General features: G+C 64.5%; 14 protein-coding genes and 1 pseudogene. All 15 read left to right on the forward strand.

Features of this window, described 5'->3' with window-relative positions:
* The first annotated feature begins 149 nt into the window (after positions 1 to 149).
* A pseudogene (locus ACOZJV_RS26125) lies at positions 150 to 451 on the forward strand (type II toxin-antitoxin system RelE/ParE family toxin).
* Between the two features lie 3 nt (positions 452 to 454).
* Positions 455 to 745 (forward strand): addiction module antidote protein, encoded by a 291-nt coding sequence (locus tag ACOZJV_RS26130; RefSeq protein WP_201129242.1) that lies wholly within the window; start codon positions 455 to 457, stop codon positions 743 to 745.
* Positions 746 to 843: 98 nt separating this feature from the next.
* Positions 844 to 1,242: a DUF2946 domain-containing protein gene (locus ACOZJV_RS26135; protein ID WP_078469613.1), complete on the forward strand. Its 399-nt coding sequence runs from the start codon at positions 844 to 846 to the stop codon at positions 1,240 to 1,242.
* Positions 1,243 to 1,290: 48 nt separating this feature from the next.
* Complete coding sequence (locus ACOZJV_RS26140; protein WP_078469612.1) at positions 1,291 to 1,785, forward strand: copper chaperone PCu(A)C; 495 nt, start codon at positions 1,291 to 1,293, stop codon at positions 1,783 to 1,785.
* A 55-nt stretch (positions 1,786 to 1,840) separates the two neighbouring features.
* Entirely contained in the window at positions 1,841 to 2,251 is a 411-nt protein-coding gene (locus ACOZJV_RS26145) for a DUF2946 family protein (protein WP_201129240.1), read from the forward strand.
* An 85-nt stretch (positions 2,252 to 2,336) separates the two neighbouring features.
* Positions 2,337 to 4,472: a TonB-dependent copper receptor gene (locus tag ACOZJV_RS26150; protein ID WP_421548843.1), complete on the forward strand. Its 2,136-nt coding sequence runs from the start codon at positions 2,337 to 2,339 to the stop codon at positions 4,470 to 4,472.
* Between the two features lie 155 nt (positions 4,473 to 4,627).
* Complete coding sequence (locus ACOZJV_RS26155; protein ID WP_421548844.1) at positions 4,628 to 6,010, forward strand: PepSY-associated TM helix domain-containing protein; 1,383 nt, start codon at positions 4,628 to 4,630, stop codon at positions 6,008 to 6,010.
* Positions 6,011 to 6,154: 144 nt separating this feature from the next.
* Complete coding sequence (locus ACOZJV_RS26160; protein WP_078469608.1) at positions 6,155 to 6,943, forward strand: ABC transporter ATP-binding protein; 789 nt, start codon at positions 6,155 to 6,157, stop codon at positions 6,941 to 6,943.
* The gene (locus ACOZJV_RS26165) at positions 6,940 to 7,887 is read left to right on the forward strand and encodes an ABC transporter substrate-binding protein (RefSeq protein WP_201129234.1); all 948 of its coding nucleotides are present in this window, start codon (positions 6,940 to 6,942) and stop codon (positions 7,885 to 7,887) included. Before ACOZJV_RS26160 ends, ACOZJV_RS26165 begins: the two co-directional genes overlap by 4 nt.
* Positions 7,884 to 8,894 (forward strand): FecCD family ABC transporter permease, encoded by a 1,011-nt coding sequence (locus tag ACOZJV_RS26170; RefSeq protein ID WP_078469606.1) that lies wholly within the window; start codon positions 7,884 to 7,886, stop codon positions 8,892 to 8,894. Before ACOZJV_RS26165 ends, ACOZJV_RS26170 begins: the two co-directional genes overlap by 4 nt.
* Positions 8,895 to 8,991: 97 nt before the next feature.
* Positions 8,992 to 9,291: a hypothetical protein gene (locus ACOZJV_RS26175; RefSeq protein ID WP_201129232.1), complete on the forward strand. Its 300-nt coding sequence runs from the start codon at positions 8,992 to 8,994 to the stop codon at positions 9,289 to 9,291.
* 226 nt (positions 9,292 to 9,517) lie between these two features.
* Positions 9,518 to 10,783, forward strand: a complete 1,266-nt coding sequence (gene urtA, locus ACOZJV_RS26180) for an urea ABC transporter substrate-binding protein (RefSeq protein WP_020298745.1) — start codon at positions 9,518 to 9,520, stop codon at positions 10,781 to 10,783.
* Between the two features lie 158 nt (positions 10,784 to 10,941).
* Positions 10,942 to 12,444: an urea ABC transporter permease subunit UrtB gene (urtB, locus tag ACOZJV_RS26185; protein WP_421548845.1), complete on the forward strand. Its 1,503-nt coding sequence runs from the start codon at positions 10,942 to 10,944 to the stop codon at positions 12,442 to 12,444.
* Positions 12,444 to 13,523 carry an urea ABC transporter permease subunit UrtC gene (urtC, locus tag ACOZJV_RS26190; RefSeq protein WP_201129230.1) on the forward strand — a complete coding sequence of 360 codons (1,080 nt, stop codon included), beginning with the start codon at positions 12,444 to 12,446 and terminating at the stop codon, positions 13,521 to 13,523. The genes urtB and urtC overlap by 1 nt, the downstream gene beginning before the upstream one ends.
* Positions 13,520 to 14,380, forward strand: coding sequence for an urea ABC transporter ATP-binding protein UrtD (gene urtD / locus ACOZJV_RS26195; RefSeq protein ID WP_078469602.1), 861 nt, complete (start codon positions 13,520 to 13,522; stop codon positions 14,378 to 14,380). Before urtC ends, urtD begins: the two co-directional genes overlap by 4 nt.
* Positions 14,381 to 14,454 lie beyond the last annotated feature (74 nt).

A 14,454-nucleotide genomic window follows, 5' to 3' on the forward strand; every position in this document is an offset into this window, starting at 1 on the left:
TGACAGCTTTAAAAAAGCCGACGCTTTAATGTTCCTTGCACAGCCAGATCGATGGCCATGGTCACAGCCCCGAAGGGCCGGTCGTCGCCTCGCGAGCTGGTCACCTGGCAAATGACTTGCCATGTCGTATCCCAAGGAATACAGTCGCCATGCTTATCTTTGAACAGACCCCAGTGTTTGTCCGCTGGCTCCAGGCCTTGAGAGATTCCACTGTCAGGGCTCGGGTACTGGCCAGGGTAAGGGCCGCGCAGCTTGGTTATTTCGGAGCTGCGAAGCCGTCGGTGGGGGCGTCTACGAAATGCGCATCCATCGCGGGCCCGGGTACCGGGTGTACTTCTCCCGGCGCGGCAAGGTGATCTACCTGTTGCTGGCAGGTGGCGACAAAACCACCCAGCCGCGCGATATCCAACGTGCCAGGCAGTTGGCACATGACCTCAAGAGCGAGGACTGAACCATGAACCACCCACTGATCCCTTTCGACGCCGCCGAGCACCTCAAAACACCCGAAGACATGGTGGCCTACCTCGACGCCTGCTTCGAGGAAGACAGCGGCGACGGCGTGCTGATTCGCGCGGCCCTGAACGACATCGCCCGCGCCCGGGGCATGACCCAGATCGCCCGCGACACCGGCCTGGGCCGTGAAAGCCTGTACAAGGCGCTGGGCAGCCAGGGCAATCCCGAGTTCGCGACTATCATCAAGGTGATGAAGGCCCTGGGCCTCAAGCTGCACGCCAGCACTGCCTGAGCCGCGCTGCGACACCACACCGCACACGGCTTTTTTACTTATGCCCGGCGATCAGGCTAAATACCCGCCTGATCGCTCAACCCGACGGATCGTCCATCATGTCCCGACAACGGCTCGCATTTGCCTGGATCGCCTGCTTCGCAGTGCTGTTCAACATGCTTGCCATGCCGCTTTCCGGGGCCATGCCGCGGGATGACCAGGGCGCTACCGAGCAACTGCTGTGGGGCAGCTTCTGTTCTTCGACCGGCACCAAGCTGGTGGCGATCTCCCTGGGCAAGCTCGAGCAAAAAGCCCCGCAGAACGACGATCACTCCAACATGCAGCATTGCTGGTGCTGCTCGGGCTCAGCGCCCCTGATGGCCATGCCCGGGCATGTGCCGCAGCCGTATTTCGCACGCTACGCCACCCACGGCAGCCTGCCGCCCACCCTGATCGACACCCCCACGCCGCGCCAGCAATGGCCGAGCCTGAACCCCGGTGCACCGCCCCTGGCGTGATTCCTTTCGCAAGTGACCTGCGTTTTTGAATCACCCTGGAGAATTGCCATGTTCAAACCATCCCTGGTCAAGCAAGCTCTGCTGCTGGCCGCTGTACTGCTACCTGCCTGTTTCGCCAATGCCCATGAATACAAGGCCGGCGAGATTCAGATTGCCCACCCCTGGTCCCAGGAGCTGCCGCCGAACGCGCCGACCGTTGCGGCGTACTTCGTGCTGCACAACACCGGCAGCACGGCCGACACCCTGCTCAGCGTCGACACACCGATTGCCGGCAAAGCCGAGCTGCATGAACACGTGATGCAGGGCGACCTGATGAAAATGCAGCAAGTGCCGAAGGTGGCCGTTGCCCCGGGTGCCGAGGTCAGCTTCGCGCCCATGGCCTACCACGTGATGCTGCTGGAGCTTAAAGACCGCAGCCTGCTGAGCGACGGCAAGCGCTTCCCGCTGACCCTGCACTTCGAGAAGGCCGGTGACGTAACGGTCGAGGTCGCGGTGCAGAAGCAGGCGCCCGACAACATGGCCGAGCACAAGCACGCCCAATAATCACTGACCCGCGCTGTTCGTGAACGCCCTGCGCCCGCCCGGCGCCAGGCGATCCGTGCCGCCTCGCCACTCGATAAAAGTGCGCCGCGGTAGCTGGATCAGCCTGTTCGCCATGCTGATGATCTTTATCGGTCCGCTGATTTCCCAAGCGATGCCGATGGATCAGGCCATGCCGATGAACATGTCCATGTCGATGGACATGCACAGCGGCGAACCCGGCTGCCACGGCGAAACCCAACCCAGCGCGCAACCAGGCAAGACCCAGAGCGAGCACCATGGGCTCTGGGAAAAATGCGGCTATTGCAGCCTGTTGTTCAACTGCCCGGCGCTGCCCGGCGGTTTGTCGTTCAGCATCGCGGCGACGCCCCCCAACACCCCCTTTGTCAGCCCCTCCCCGCGCCTGGGTCACGCCCGGCAGACCGTGTTCCCCGGCGCCCTGACCCGCGCCCCGCCCGCCATCCGCTAGGCCCCTTGCTTCTCTCCCACGGCCGACTGTCGCCCCCAGTCGCAGGCGCTCGGCCGTGTCGTTTGTGCCTATTGATGGAACATTTATGTTTTCTGCCAACACTCGCCTGGGCGCCGCCCAGGCATGCAACACCTTTGCCCTGAAACCGTCCCGTGTGCGGTTCAACTGCGCCATCAGCGTCATGTGCGGGGCGTTGCTCGCCCCCCTGGTCATGGCCGCCGAGCCTGCCGAGGACCTGCACCAGCACCCGCATCCGCAAGAGCTCACGCCCACGGTGATTACCGCCATTGCCCCCAGCTCGCCGCTGACCGTGGTCACCAACCCCAAGGACCCGCGTCAGCCAGTGCCGGCCAGCGATGGTGGCGACTACCTGAAGACCATTCCCGGCTTTGCCCTGGTGCGCAACGGCGGCACCAATGGCGACCCGGTGCTGCGCGGGATGTTTGGTTCGCGGCTGAACATCCTGACCAATGGCGGCATGATGCTCGGCGCCTGCCCCGGGCGCATGGACGCTCCGACCTCCTACATTTCCCCCGAGACCTACGACAAGCTGACCGTGATCAAAGGCCCGCAAACCGTGCTCTGGGGCCCGGGCGCATCGGCCGGGACCGTGTTGTTCGAGCGTGAGCCCGAGCATTTCGGCGAACTGGGCACCCGGGTCAATGCCAGCCTGCTGGCCGGCTCCAACGGTCGTTTCGACAAGGTGCTGGATGCCGCTGCCGGTGGCCCGCTGGGCTATGTCAGGGTGATCGGCAACACCGCCCACGCCGACGATTACAAAGACGGCAACAACGACACCGTGGCCTCGCGCTACGACAAGTGGAACGGCGATGTGGCCCTGGGCTGGACCCCGGACGCCGACACCCTGCTGGAGCTGACCGCCGGCAAGGGCGACGGCGAGGCTCGCTACGCCGGACGCGGCATGGACGGTTCGCAGTTCAAGCGCGAAAGCCTGGGGCTGCGCTTCGAGAAGTCCAACCTCGGCGAAGTGCTGGACAAGGTCGAGGCCCAGGTCTACTACAACTACGCCGACCACGTGATGGACAACTACAGCCTGCGCACGCCGTCGGGCACCGGGATGATGGCCGGGCCCATGGCGTCCAACGTCGATCGCCGGACCCTCGGTGCGCGGATCAAGGCCACCTGGCGCTGGGCCGATGTGCAGCTGATCAGCGGCCTGGATGCACAGACCAACGAACACCGCCAACGCGCCAGCAGCGGCGTCGACACCTACAAGCAACTGCCCCGCGAGAAGGATGCCGACTTCCACAACTATGGAGTCTTCAGTGAGCTGACCTGGTACGCCGCCGACCATGATCGCCTGATCAGCGGCGCGCGCCTGGACCGCGCCTCGGCCAAGGACTATCGCCAGCGCCTCACCAGCAACATGATGAGCCGCCCCAACCCCACCGCCGACAACACCCGCGCCGACACCCTGCCCAGCGGCTTTGTGCGCTACGAGCATGATCTGGCCGACAGCCCCACCACCCTATACGCCGGCCTTGGCCATACCCAGCGTTTCCCGGATTACTGGGAGCTGTTTTCGCCCAATACCGGCCCTGCCGGTTCGGTCAACGCCTTCGATTCGATCAAGCCGGAAAAAACCACCCAGCTTGATTTCGGCCTGCAATACAAAAGCGAAGACCTGGAGGCCTGGGCCTCGGGCTATGTCGGTCAAATCCGCGACTACATCCTGTTCAACTACCGCCCGGGGATGATGGGCACCACCTCCCAGGCCGAGAACATCGACGCCCGGATCATGGGCGGCGAACTGGGGGCGGCCTACAAGCTGACCTCCAACTGGAAGGCCGACGCCACCCTGGCCTACGCCTGGGGCAAGAACAGCAGCGATGGCAAGGCCCTGCCGCAAATGCCACCGCTCGACGCCCGCATGGGCCTGACCTACAGCCAGGATCAGTGGAGCGCCGGCGCCTTGTGGCGGGTGGTCGCGGCGCAGAACCGCATCGACCAGAACAAGGGCAACGTGGTCGGCAAGGACTTCGACAAGAGCGGCGGCTTCGGCGTGTTCTCGCTCAACGGCGCCTACCGCATCAACAAGAACCTGAAACTCAGCAGCGGCGTCGACAACCTGTTCGGCAAAGCCTACGCCGAGCACTTGAACCTGGCCGGCAATGCCGGGTTCGGCTATCCGGCCAATGACCCGCAAGCCATCAACGAACCGGGACGCACGCTCTGGACCAAGGTCGACCTGAGCTTCTGACCCCATAGCCGCTGCCGCCAGGCTGCGGTGGGGATGAGCGAGTGACTCCGCTCAGACCAGCGCAGCCTCGTGCCTCGGCAGCGGCTACAGAGCATGACTGGCAGCAACAGCTGCCCCTACAACAACAGATCCACTGCCGTGCGGAGCCTTATTCGATGACTCAACCCAAGGTGTCTTTCTACAACCTGGCCTGGCGCTGGCATTTCTACGCCGGGCTGCTGGTCGCGCCCTTTATGGTGATGCTGGCCCTGACCGGCATCATTTATCTGTTCAAGCCCCAGCTCGACCCGCTGATGTACGGCGAGCTGCTCAACGTCCCCGCCGGGCACCACAGCCTCAGCGCCGACGAGCTGCTCAAGCGGGTGCAGGCGGTTTATCCACAGGCCCAGGTCAAACAGTACCTGCCGCCGATCAATGCCGAGCGCAGCGCACAGTTCGTGGTGCAAAATGCCGGCGTCGAGTTGAACGTGTTCGTCGATCCCTACCACGGCGACATCCTCGGCGAGCAGCACGCCAAGCGCACGCTGCAAGCCGTGGCCCGGGCCATTCACGGCGAGCTGATGATCGGCACCCTGGGCGACCGCCTGGTGGAACTGGCCGCTGGCTGGGGCGTGATGCTGGTGGTGTCCGGCCTGTACCTGTGGTGGCCGCGCGGCAAGTCCACGGCCGGGGTCCTGTGGCCACGCCTGAGCAGCCGCGGCCGCCTGTTCTGGCGCGATCTGCACAGCGTGGTGGGCTTTTGGGGCGCCGCATTCCTGCTGGTGATGCTGTTGAGCGGCATGACCTGGACCGGCTTCTGGGGCAAGCAATACGCCGACCTCTGGAACCGCTTCCCGGCGGCCATGTGGAACAACGTGCCGCAGTCCGACCAGCAGGCCGGCGCCCTGAATAACGCCACGCGCCAGACCGTGCCCTGGGCCCTGGAAAACACGCCGATGCCGATGTCCGGCGACCATGCCGAGCACATGGCCCACGGTGGTGCCGACCACGCGCCGGCAGCGCCAGCCATCGGCTTGCAGCAGGTGCAGGACATCGCTCGCCAGCGCCAGGTCGAGCCCGGCTACAGCATCACTCTGCCCACTACCGCCAGCGGCGTGTTCACCGTCGCGGTGTTCGCCGACGACCCGCGCGACGACGCCACCCTGCACATCGACCAGTACACCGGCCAGGTCCTGGCCGATGTGCGCTGGCAGGACTACAGCCCCGTGGCCCGAGCCACCGAGGTCGGGGTCATGCTCCACGAAGGCAAGATGTTCGGGCCGCTGAATCAGTTGGCGGTGCTGTTGATCTGCCTGATGATTCTGCTCAGCGCCGTCAGCGGCCTGGTGATCTGGTGGAAGCGCCGCCCCACTGGCCGACTCGGCGTGCCGCCGCTGCGCCATGACCTGCCGAAGTGGAAAACCGCGATGTGGGTGATGCTGGCCCTGGCGTTGGCGTTTCCCCTGGTGGGCGCGTCGCTGATTGCGGTGTGGCTGCTCGATCGCCTGCTGTTATCACGCTGGAACCGTGCATCTGAGTCCGCCTCATCTTCAACATGAACCCGGCGAGATGCGCAGCGTTTGCGCTTCTGTAGACTGTGCGCGGCCCGGTTCGACCCGAGCCAATGTTACTTTGTAACCTACAAGTGTAAGCTTGCTGCCCGGCGCCCCATCGCGGCGCCAGGCAATCAATACGGATCGCGCATGACCTCGCTGAACCTCACCAACCTGGCCTGGACACCCCTGGGCCAGGGCCATTGTCATCACCAGTTCCAGCTGCGTGAGGCCAGCCTGCATGTGGCACCGGGGGAGTTCGTCGGCCTGATCGGGCCCAATGGCAGCGGCAAGACCAGCCTGCTGCGCTGCGCCTATCGCTTCAGCAAACCGCAGCAGGGCGAAGTGCGCCTGGAGCATTACGACCTGTGGCGGCAATCGCCACGCTGGTGCGCGCAGCGCATTGCCGTGGTGCTGCAGGAGTTCCCCGACGCCTTCGGTCTGACCGTTGAAGAAGTGGTCGCCATGGGCCGGACCCCGCACAAGGGCTTGTTCGATGGCGACACCGCCCATGACCGCGAACTGGCCCGCCAGGCCCTGCAGTCAGTAGGCCTGCTGGGCTTTGAAACGCATGCCTTCGCCACCCTCTCCGGCGGTGAAAAGCAGCGGGTGATTCTGGCCCGCGCCCTGGCCCAGCAGCCGCAATTGCTGATCCTCGACGAGCCGACCAACCACCTCGACCCACGCTACCAATTGCAGTTGCTGCAATGGGTGAAACGCCTGGGGGTAGGTACCCTGGCCAGCATCCACGACTTGAACCTGGCCGCGGCTTTCTGCGACCGGCTGTACGTGCTCGATCACGGGCGCATCGTCGCCAGCGGCACGCCGACCGAGGTCCTGACCGCCGAACTGCTGCGGGAAGTGTTCGGGGTCGAGGCCCTGATCGATCGCCATCCGCTGGCCGACCATCCACGCATTACCTGGATAACCCAACCATGACCCTGCGCGTCCTGCTGTGCCTCGCCCTGTCCCTGGCGGCCGGCCAAGCCCTGGCCGAGGCCACCCACTACCCGCTGACCGTCCACAGTTGCAACCGCGAAGTGACCTTCAACCAGGCCCCCCGGCACGCCCTGAGCCATGACATCAACATGACCCAGATGATGCTCGCCCTCGGCCTCAAGCCGCGCATGGTCGGCTACAGCGGCATCAGCGGCTGGAAGGCCATGACTCCCGAGATGCAGGCCAGCCTCGCCGGGCTGCCGGAACTCGCGGCCAAATACCCATCGGTGGAAACCCTGCTCAACGCCAACGTCGATTTCTTTTTTGCCGGCTGGGACTACGGCATGCGCGTCGGCGGCGACCTCACGCCCCAGACCCTGGCGCCACTGGGCATCAACGTCTATGAGCTGACCGAGTCCTGCGCTTTTGTCATGAAGCGCCCGGCCGCCAGCCTCGACGACACCTACAACGACCTGCGCAACCTGGGGCGCATTTTCGATGTGCAGGACCGCGCCAATCAGTTGATCAGCCAGATGCAGCAGCAGGTGGCCGAGGTCAAACAACAGCTGCCCGCCGACCGGCCACGGGTATTCCTCTACGACAGCGGTGAAGACCGCGCCATGACCTCGGGTCGCCTGGGCATGCCCCAGGCGCTGATCGATGCTGCTGGCGGGCGCAACATTCTTGCTGACCTGGACACCAGCTGGACCCGGGTCAACTGGGAGACCGTGGTCGAGCGCAATCCGCAGGTGATTGTGATCGTCGACTACAGCGAAATCAGCGCCGAGCAGAAGCAGCAGTTCTTGCTGGACAACCCGGCGTTGCAGTCGGTGGACGCCATCAGGAACCGGCGTTTTATCGTGATCCCCTACGTCCAGGCCACCCCGGGCATCGACAACGTGCTGGCGGTGCAGACCCTGGCCAAGGGTTTCCACGGCCCATGATCAACCGTCGTTATGCCGGGCTGCTGATGCTCCTGGGCGCGCTGTTGCTGGTGTCCTGCGTGGTCTCCCTCGGCTTCGGCCCGGCGCCGGTGCCACTGGACGTGGTGTGGCGCATCCTGCTGCACAAGGCCCTGGGTATCGGTGAGGTGAGTTGGAGTGCCGGGCAGGAACATATCGTCTGGCTGATCCGCGTGCCGCGCATGGTGCTCGGGGCGTTGGTGGGCGCCGGGTTGGCGCTGATCGGCGCGGTACTGCAAGCGGTGACGCGCAACCCGCTGGCCGACCCGCACCTGCTGGGGGTGACGTCCGGCGCGACCCTGGGCGCCGTGATCGTGGTGCTGCATGTGGGGCAAGTGATCGGTCTCTTGACCCTGCCCCTGGCGGCCTTTATCGGCGCCTTGCTGAGCATGCTGCTGGTGCTCGGCATCGCCGCGCGCCACGGCCGTCTCGACAGCGATCGCCTGCTGCTGTGTGGGGTCGCGGTGTCCTTTGTGATGATGGCGATCGCCAATCTGCTGTTGTTTCTGGGCGACCACCGCGCCAGCTCGGCAGTGATGTTCTGGATGCTGGGCGGCCTAGGCCTGGCGCGCTGGGAATTGTTGACGATCCCCGCCATCAGCGTGTTGCTCGGCCTGGTGTTGCTGCTGGGCATGGCCCGCCCACTGAACGCGCTGATGGCCGGCGAGCAGACCGCCGTGACCCTGGGCCTGAACGCCCGCAACGTGCGCCTGCGGGTGTTTTTGATCGCCTCCCTGATGACCGGCGTGCTGGTGTCCATCAGCGGCTCCATCGGTTTTGTCGGGCTGATGGTGCCGCACATCGCCCGCCGCCTGGTGGGCGCCGAACACCGGCGTCTGCTGCCGGTGTGCGTGCTGCTGGGCAGCCTGTTCCTGGTCTGGGTCGACGTCGCGGCACGCACCTTGATCGCCCCCGAAGACCTGCCGATCGGCGTGGCCACGGCGGCTATCGGCGGGTTGTTCTTTATCGGGCTGATGCGCCGGCGCTGAAGGCCTTCGGCATACAGATAGGCGGCGATAGGACGATTTCCCACAACGGCTCGGCGCGCCCTAGAATGCGCGCCTCACACTGCTCAGGATGAGTCTCATGTTGAAAAATCTTTGCCTGTCGCTGCTGGTGTTCGGCTCCAGTTGCGCAATGGCCGACACCACGGTCGACGTCTCGAAAATCTACGGCAACATCCAGTTCGTCAACAGCTTCCCGGACTACAAAGTCAAAGTGGTGCACTCCTTTCCCGACCTGAAGGTGAAGCAGGTCAGCGCCTTCCCCGACTCGGCAGGCAAGTGGAAAATCGTCAACAGCTTCCCGGATTACAAGGTCCAGATTGTCGACTCCTTTCCCGATTTCACCATCGAGTATGTGGATTCCTTCCCCGGCGTGAATTGAGGCTCCTTCGCGACCTCGGCTGCCGCCCTGCGGCAGCACCACAATGAAGCACCCCGACGCACCACCCCCTGCCCAATGCCTCGTCTTGGGGCATCGCCTGCCCTGCCTGCGCGCGCAAGGCGACGTTTTCATGCCTTGCAGCGACTCGGCACACCCCTTGCAAAACAGCTTTTCAGTAGCTCGCATCTGCCACCTGAAAAACTCAAATAGTCATGGGGATCGCACAATGAAGCGTCGCAGCTTGATCAAGGCTTTCACACTCACGGCAAGCATTGCCGCGATGGGCTTGACCTGGACCGTCCAGGCCGCCGAGACCATCAAGGTCGGTATCCTGCATTCGCTGTCGGGGACCATGGCGATCTCCGAAACCTCGCTCAAAGACATGGCGCTGATGACCATCGACGAGATCAACGCCAAGGGCGGGGTCAACGGCAAGATGCTGGAGCCGGTGGTGGTCGACCCCGCCTCCAACTGGCCGCTGTTCGCCGAGAAGGGCCGTCAGTTGCTGACCCAGGACAAGGTCGCGGTGGTGTTCGGTTGCTGGACCTCGGTGTCGCGCAAGTCGGTGTTGCCGGTGTTCGAAGAGCTCAATGGCCTGCTGTTCTATCCGGTGCAGTACGAAGGCGAAGAGATGTCGCCCAACGTCTTCTACACCGGTGCCGCGCCCAACCAGCAGGCGATCCCGGCCGTGGAGTACCTGATGAGCGAAGACGGCGGCGGCGCCAAGCGCTTCTTCCTCCTGGGCACCGACTACGTGTACCCGCGCACCACCAATAAAATCCTGCGCTCGTTCCTGCACTCCAAGGGCGTGGCCGACAAGGACATCGAAGAGGTCTATACCCCGTTCGGCCATGCCGACTACCAGACCATCGTGTCCAACATCAAGAAATTCTCCGCCGGGGGCAAGACCGCCGTTATCTCCACCGTCAACGGCGACTCCAATGTGCCGTTCTACAAAGAGCTGGCCAACCAGGGCCTGAAAGCCACCGACGTGCCGGTGGTGGCCTTCTCCGTGGGCGAGGAAGAACTGCGCGGTATCGACACCAAACCCCTGGTGGGCAACCTCGCGGCGTGGAACTACTTCGAGTCGGTGGATAACCCCACCAACAAAAAATTCGTCGCCGACTGGAAGGCCTACGCCAAGGCCAAGAACCTGCCGGGGGCGGACAAGGCCGTGACCAACGACCCGATGGAAGCCACCTATGTCGGCATCCACATGTGGGCCCAGGCGGTGGAGAAAGCCAAATCCACCGACGTCGACAAGGTCCGCGAAGCCCTGGCCGGCCAGACCTTTGCCGCGCCGTCCGGCTACACCCTGACCATGGACAAGACCAACCACCACCTGCACAAGCCAGTGATGATCGGCGAGATCCAGCCCGACGGTCAGTTCAACGTGGTGTGGCAGACCGAAGGCCCGATCCGCGCCCAGCCGTGGAGCCCGTTCATTCCGGGTAACGACAAGAAGCCGGACTACGCGGTCAAGAGCAACTAAGCAAGGGATGGAAGCCGGACGCCGTCTGCGGTCCGGCACAACCTCTGTCGCCGCTGCCGAAAGCTGTGACCAGCCCGGGCCAACCGGGTCAGCGCAGCCTTCGGCAACGGCGACAGGATCACGCACAGGCCCCGGCCTGTCCGCGCAAGGCCAACGATATGCCCACTGCCCTCTACCGTTTTATCCTCGCCTGCCTGCTGCTGTTGCCGCTGGCAGCCAGGGCCGTTGACGCCGAAGACTTCGTCGCGGCCAACCCGTCTCAGCAGGCTCAACTGCTGGAAGCCTGGGCTGCGCAGCCCGACCCGGCGCGCGTCGAACTGATCAACGCCTTGCAGCAAGGCCAGTTGACGGTCGATGGCCAAGCCAAGACCCTGCGCCTGAACAACCGCTTGCGGGGGCTGATCGACACCGCCCTGGCCAGCCACCAATTGCTTGCCGCCGACAGCAAGATCCGCCTCGCGGCAGCCCAGCAATTGCAAAAGAGCGCCAAGCCGGCGCAACTCACATTCCTTGATCGGCAATTGGCCGCGGAACCGGACGCAAGCGTACATGCCGCCCTGAGCCTGGCCCTGGCCAACCTGCAACTGGTGGACAGCGACCCGGCGGTACGCCTGGCCGCCGTGCGCCTGCTCGGCGAAACCGGCGACCCGCTGGCCCGCACCCGCCTCGAAGGCCTGCTCGAACCCGGGGTCGAAGCCGACGCTGCGGTGCGCACCGCCGCCGAAACCAGCCTGGCCCAGGTCAAGCGCAAGCTGCTGGTGGGCGAGGTGCTGGGCCAGGCCTTCAGCGGTATGTCCCTGGGCTCGATCCTGCTGCTGGCGGCCTTGGGGCTGGCGATCACCTTCGGTTTGCTGGGGGTGATCAACATGGCCCACGGCGAGATGCTGATGCTCGGCGCCTACTCGACCTACGTGGTGCAGTTGCTGTTCCAGCGCTTCGCCCCGCAGGCCATCGAGTTCTACCCGTTGATTGCCCTGCCAGTGGCGTTTTTCGTCACCGCGGCGATCGGCATGGCCCTGGAGCGCACGGTGATTCGTCACCTCTACGGCCGCCCGCTGGAAACCCTGCTGGCGACCTGGGGCATCAGCCTGATGCTGATCCAACTGGTGCGCCTGGTGTTCGGCGCGCAGAACGTCGAGGTGGCCAACCCGGCCTGGCTCTCGGGCGGGATCCAGGTGCTGCCCAACCTGGTGCTGCCGTACAACCGCATCGTGATCATCGGCTTCGCGCTGTTTGTCGTGGTGCTCACTTGGCTGCTGCTGAACCGGACACGCCTGGGCCTGAACGTGCGCGCCGTGACCCAGAACCGCAACATGGCTGCCTGCTGCGGCGTGCCCACCGGGCGCGTCGACATGCTTGCCTTCGGCCTCGGTTCGGGGATCGCCGGGCTCGGCGGCGTGGCCCTGAGCCAGATCGGCAACGTCGGTCCGGACCTGGGCCAGAGCTACATCATCGACTCGTTCCTGGTGGTGGTGCTGGGCGGGGTCGGCCAGTTGGCCGGTAGCGTGCTGGCGGCCTTTGGCCTGGGCATCGCGAACAAGATTCTCGAACCGCAGATCGGCGCCGTGCTCGGCAAGATCCTGATCCTCGCGCTGATCATTCTGTTTATCCAGAAACGTCCGCAAGGCCTCTTTGCTCTGAAAGGACGGGTGATCGACTGATGAATCAACCACTGCTCGTTACCGCCAGCCAGAAAGCCGGGCCCAGGGTCACGCTCACCGTCGGTGCGCTGCTGCTCCTGGTGCTGCTGGCCTTGCCGCTGTTGTCGCTGCTGGCAGCGGACAACCCGCTGCACGTCTCGGCCTACACCCTGACCCTGGTGGGCAAGATCCTCTGCTACGCCATCGTCGCCCTGGCCCTGGACCTGGTCTGGGGCTATGCCGGGCTGCTGTCCCTGGGCCACGGGCTGTTCTTTGCCCTGGGCGGCTATGCCATGGGCATGTACCTGATGCGCCAGGCCTCGGGCGATGGCTTGCCGGCGTTCATGACCTTCCTCTCGTGGACCGAGCTGCCGTGGTACTGGGTCGGCACCAGCCATTTTCTCTGGGCTCTGTGCCTGGTGGTGCTGGCCCCGGGATTGCTGGCCCTGGTGTTCGGTTTCTTCGCCTTCCGCTCGCGGATCAAGGGCGTGTATTTCTCGATCATGACCCAGGCCCTGACCTTCGCCGGGATGCTGCTGTTCTTCCGCAACGAAACCGGGTTTGGCGGCAATAACGGCTTCACCAACTTCCGCACCATTCTCGGCTTCGGCATTACCGAACCCGGGACCCGCGCGGTGCTGTTTTTCGCCACCGTGCTGTTGCTGGTGGCCAGCCTGTGGATTGGCTGGCGCCTGGCGCAGAGCAAGTTCGGCCGGGTCCTGACCGCCCTGCGCGACGCCGAGAACCGCCTGATGTTCTGCGGCTACGACCCGCGCGGCTTCAAGCTCTTCGTGTGGGTACTGAGCGCGGTGCTGTGCGGCCTGGCCGGGGCCTTGTATGTGCCCCAGGTGGGCATCATCAACCCCAGCGAAATGTCGCCGACCAACTCCATCGAGGCTGCCGTGTGGGTGGCCCTGGGCGGGCGTGGCACGCTGATCGGGCCGCTGCTGGGGGCCGGCGTGGTCAACGGCATGAAGAGCTGGTTCACCGTGGCCTTCCCTGAGTACTGGCTGTTCTTCCTCGGGGCGCTGTTTATCGTGGTGACCCTGTACCTGCCCAAGGGCGTGATCGGCCTGCTGAAAAAACGAGGTGAGCAATGAGAGTCACGGCGACGGCGGAGTTCATGCTCGAACCTATCCTGGAACCCAACAAGGACCAGGGCAGCAGCCGCGATGCCATCGGCCTCGGCCAGGCCGCTGGCAAGGGCCTGAACACGCGCCACGGGACGATCCTGACCCTGGAAGACATCAGCGTCAGCTTCGATGGCTTCAAGGCCCTCAACGACCTGAACCTGTACATCGGCGTGGGCGAACTGCGCTGCATCATCGGCCCCAACGGCGCGGGCAAGACCACCCTGATGGACGTGATCACCGGCAAGACCCGGCCCAGCCACGGCAAGGCCTGGTTCGGCGAGACCCTGGACCTGGCGGCGATGAGCGAAGTGCAGATCGCCCAGGCCGGGATCGGCCGCAAGTTCCAGAAACCCACGGTGTTCGAAGCCCTGAGTGTGTTCGAGAACCTGGAGCTGGCGCAAAAGACCGACAAATCGGTGTGGGCCAGCCTGCGGGCCCGACTCAGCGGTGAACAGCGCGACCGTATCGACGAGGTACTGCAGACCATTCGCCTGACCGCCTCGGTCCAGCGCCCGGCGGGCCTGCTGTCCCATGGCCAGAAGCAGTTCCTGGAAATCGGCATGCTGCTGGTGCAGGACCCGCAGTTGCTGCTGCTCGATGAACCGGTGGCCGGCATGACCGACGCCGAAACCGAGTTCACCGCCGAACTGTTCAAGAGCCTGGCGGGCAAGCATTCGCTGATGGTGGTGGAGCACGACATGGGCTTCGTCGGCGCCATCGCCGACCACGTCACCGTGCTGCACCAGGGCAGCGTACTGGCCGAGGGCTCCCTGGAGCAGGTGCAGGCCGATGAACGCGTCATCGAGGTTTATTTGGGCCGATGAATCGGCCAGCTGAAAGCTTCAAGCGGCAAGTTGAAAGCAAAACCGTACACCCGCTCTTTCTTGCAGCTTGCAGC

The organism is Pseudomonas sp. QD4 (assembly GCF_049199125.1).
Taxonomy (GTDB): domain Bacteria; phylum Pseudomonadota; class Gammaproteobacteria; order Pseudomonadales; family Pseudomonadaceae; genus Aquipseudomonas.

Coding starts and splice junctions, on each gene's coding strand:
- ACOZJV_RS26130 (WP_201129242.1), top strand. CDS start 455: ATGAACCACCCACTGATCCCTTTCGACGCCGCCGAGCACCTCAAAACA.
- ACOZJV_RS26135 (WP_078469613.1), top strand. CDS start 844: ATGTCCCGACAACGGCTCGCATTTGCCTGGATCGCCTGCTTCGCAGTG.
- ACOZJV_RS26140 (WP_078469612.1), top strand. CDS start 1,291: ATGTTCAAACCATCCCTGGTCAAGCAAGCTCTGCTGCTGGCCGCTGTA.
- ACOZJV_RS26150 (WP_421548843.1), top strand. CDS start 2,337: ATGTTTTCTGCCAACACTCGCCTGGGCGCCGCCCAGGCATGCAACACC.
- ACOZJV_RS26155 (WP_421548844.1), top strand. CDS start 4,628: ATGACTCAACCCAAGGTGTCTTTCTACAACCTGGCCTGGCGCTGGCAT.
- ACOZJV_RS26160 (WP_078469608.1), top strand. CDS start 6,155: ATGACCTCGCTGAACCTCACCAACCTGGCCTGGACACCCCTGGGCCAG.
- ACOZJV_RS26165 (WP_201129234.1), top strand. CDS start 6,940: ATGACCCTGCGCGTCCTGCTGTGCCTCGCCCTGTCCCTGGCGGCCGGC.
- ACOZJV_RS26170 (WP_078469606.1), top strand. CDS start 7,884: ATGATCAACCGTCGTTATGCCGGGCTGCTGATGCTCCTGGGCGCGCTG.
- ACOZJV_RS26175 (WP_201129232.1), top strand. CDS start 8,992: ATGTTGAAAAATCTTTGCCTGTCGCTGCTGGTGTTCGGCTCCAGTTGC.
- urtA (WP_020298745.1), top strand. CDS start 9,518: ATGAAGCGTCGCAGCTTGATCAAGGCTTTCACACTCACGGCAAGCATT.
- urtB (WP_421548845.1), top strand. CDS start 10,942: ATGCCCACTGCCCTCTACCGTTTTATCCTCGCCTGCCTGCTGCTGTTG.
- urtC (WP_201129230.1), top strand. CDS start 12,444: ATGAATCAACCACTGCTCGTTACCGCCAGCCAGAAAGCCGGGCCCAGG.
- urtD (WP_078469602.1), top strand. CDS start 13,520: ATGAGAGTCACGGCGACGGCGGAGTTCATGCTCGAACCTATCCTGGAA.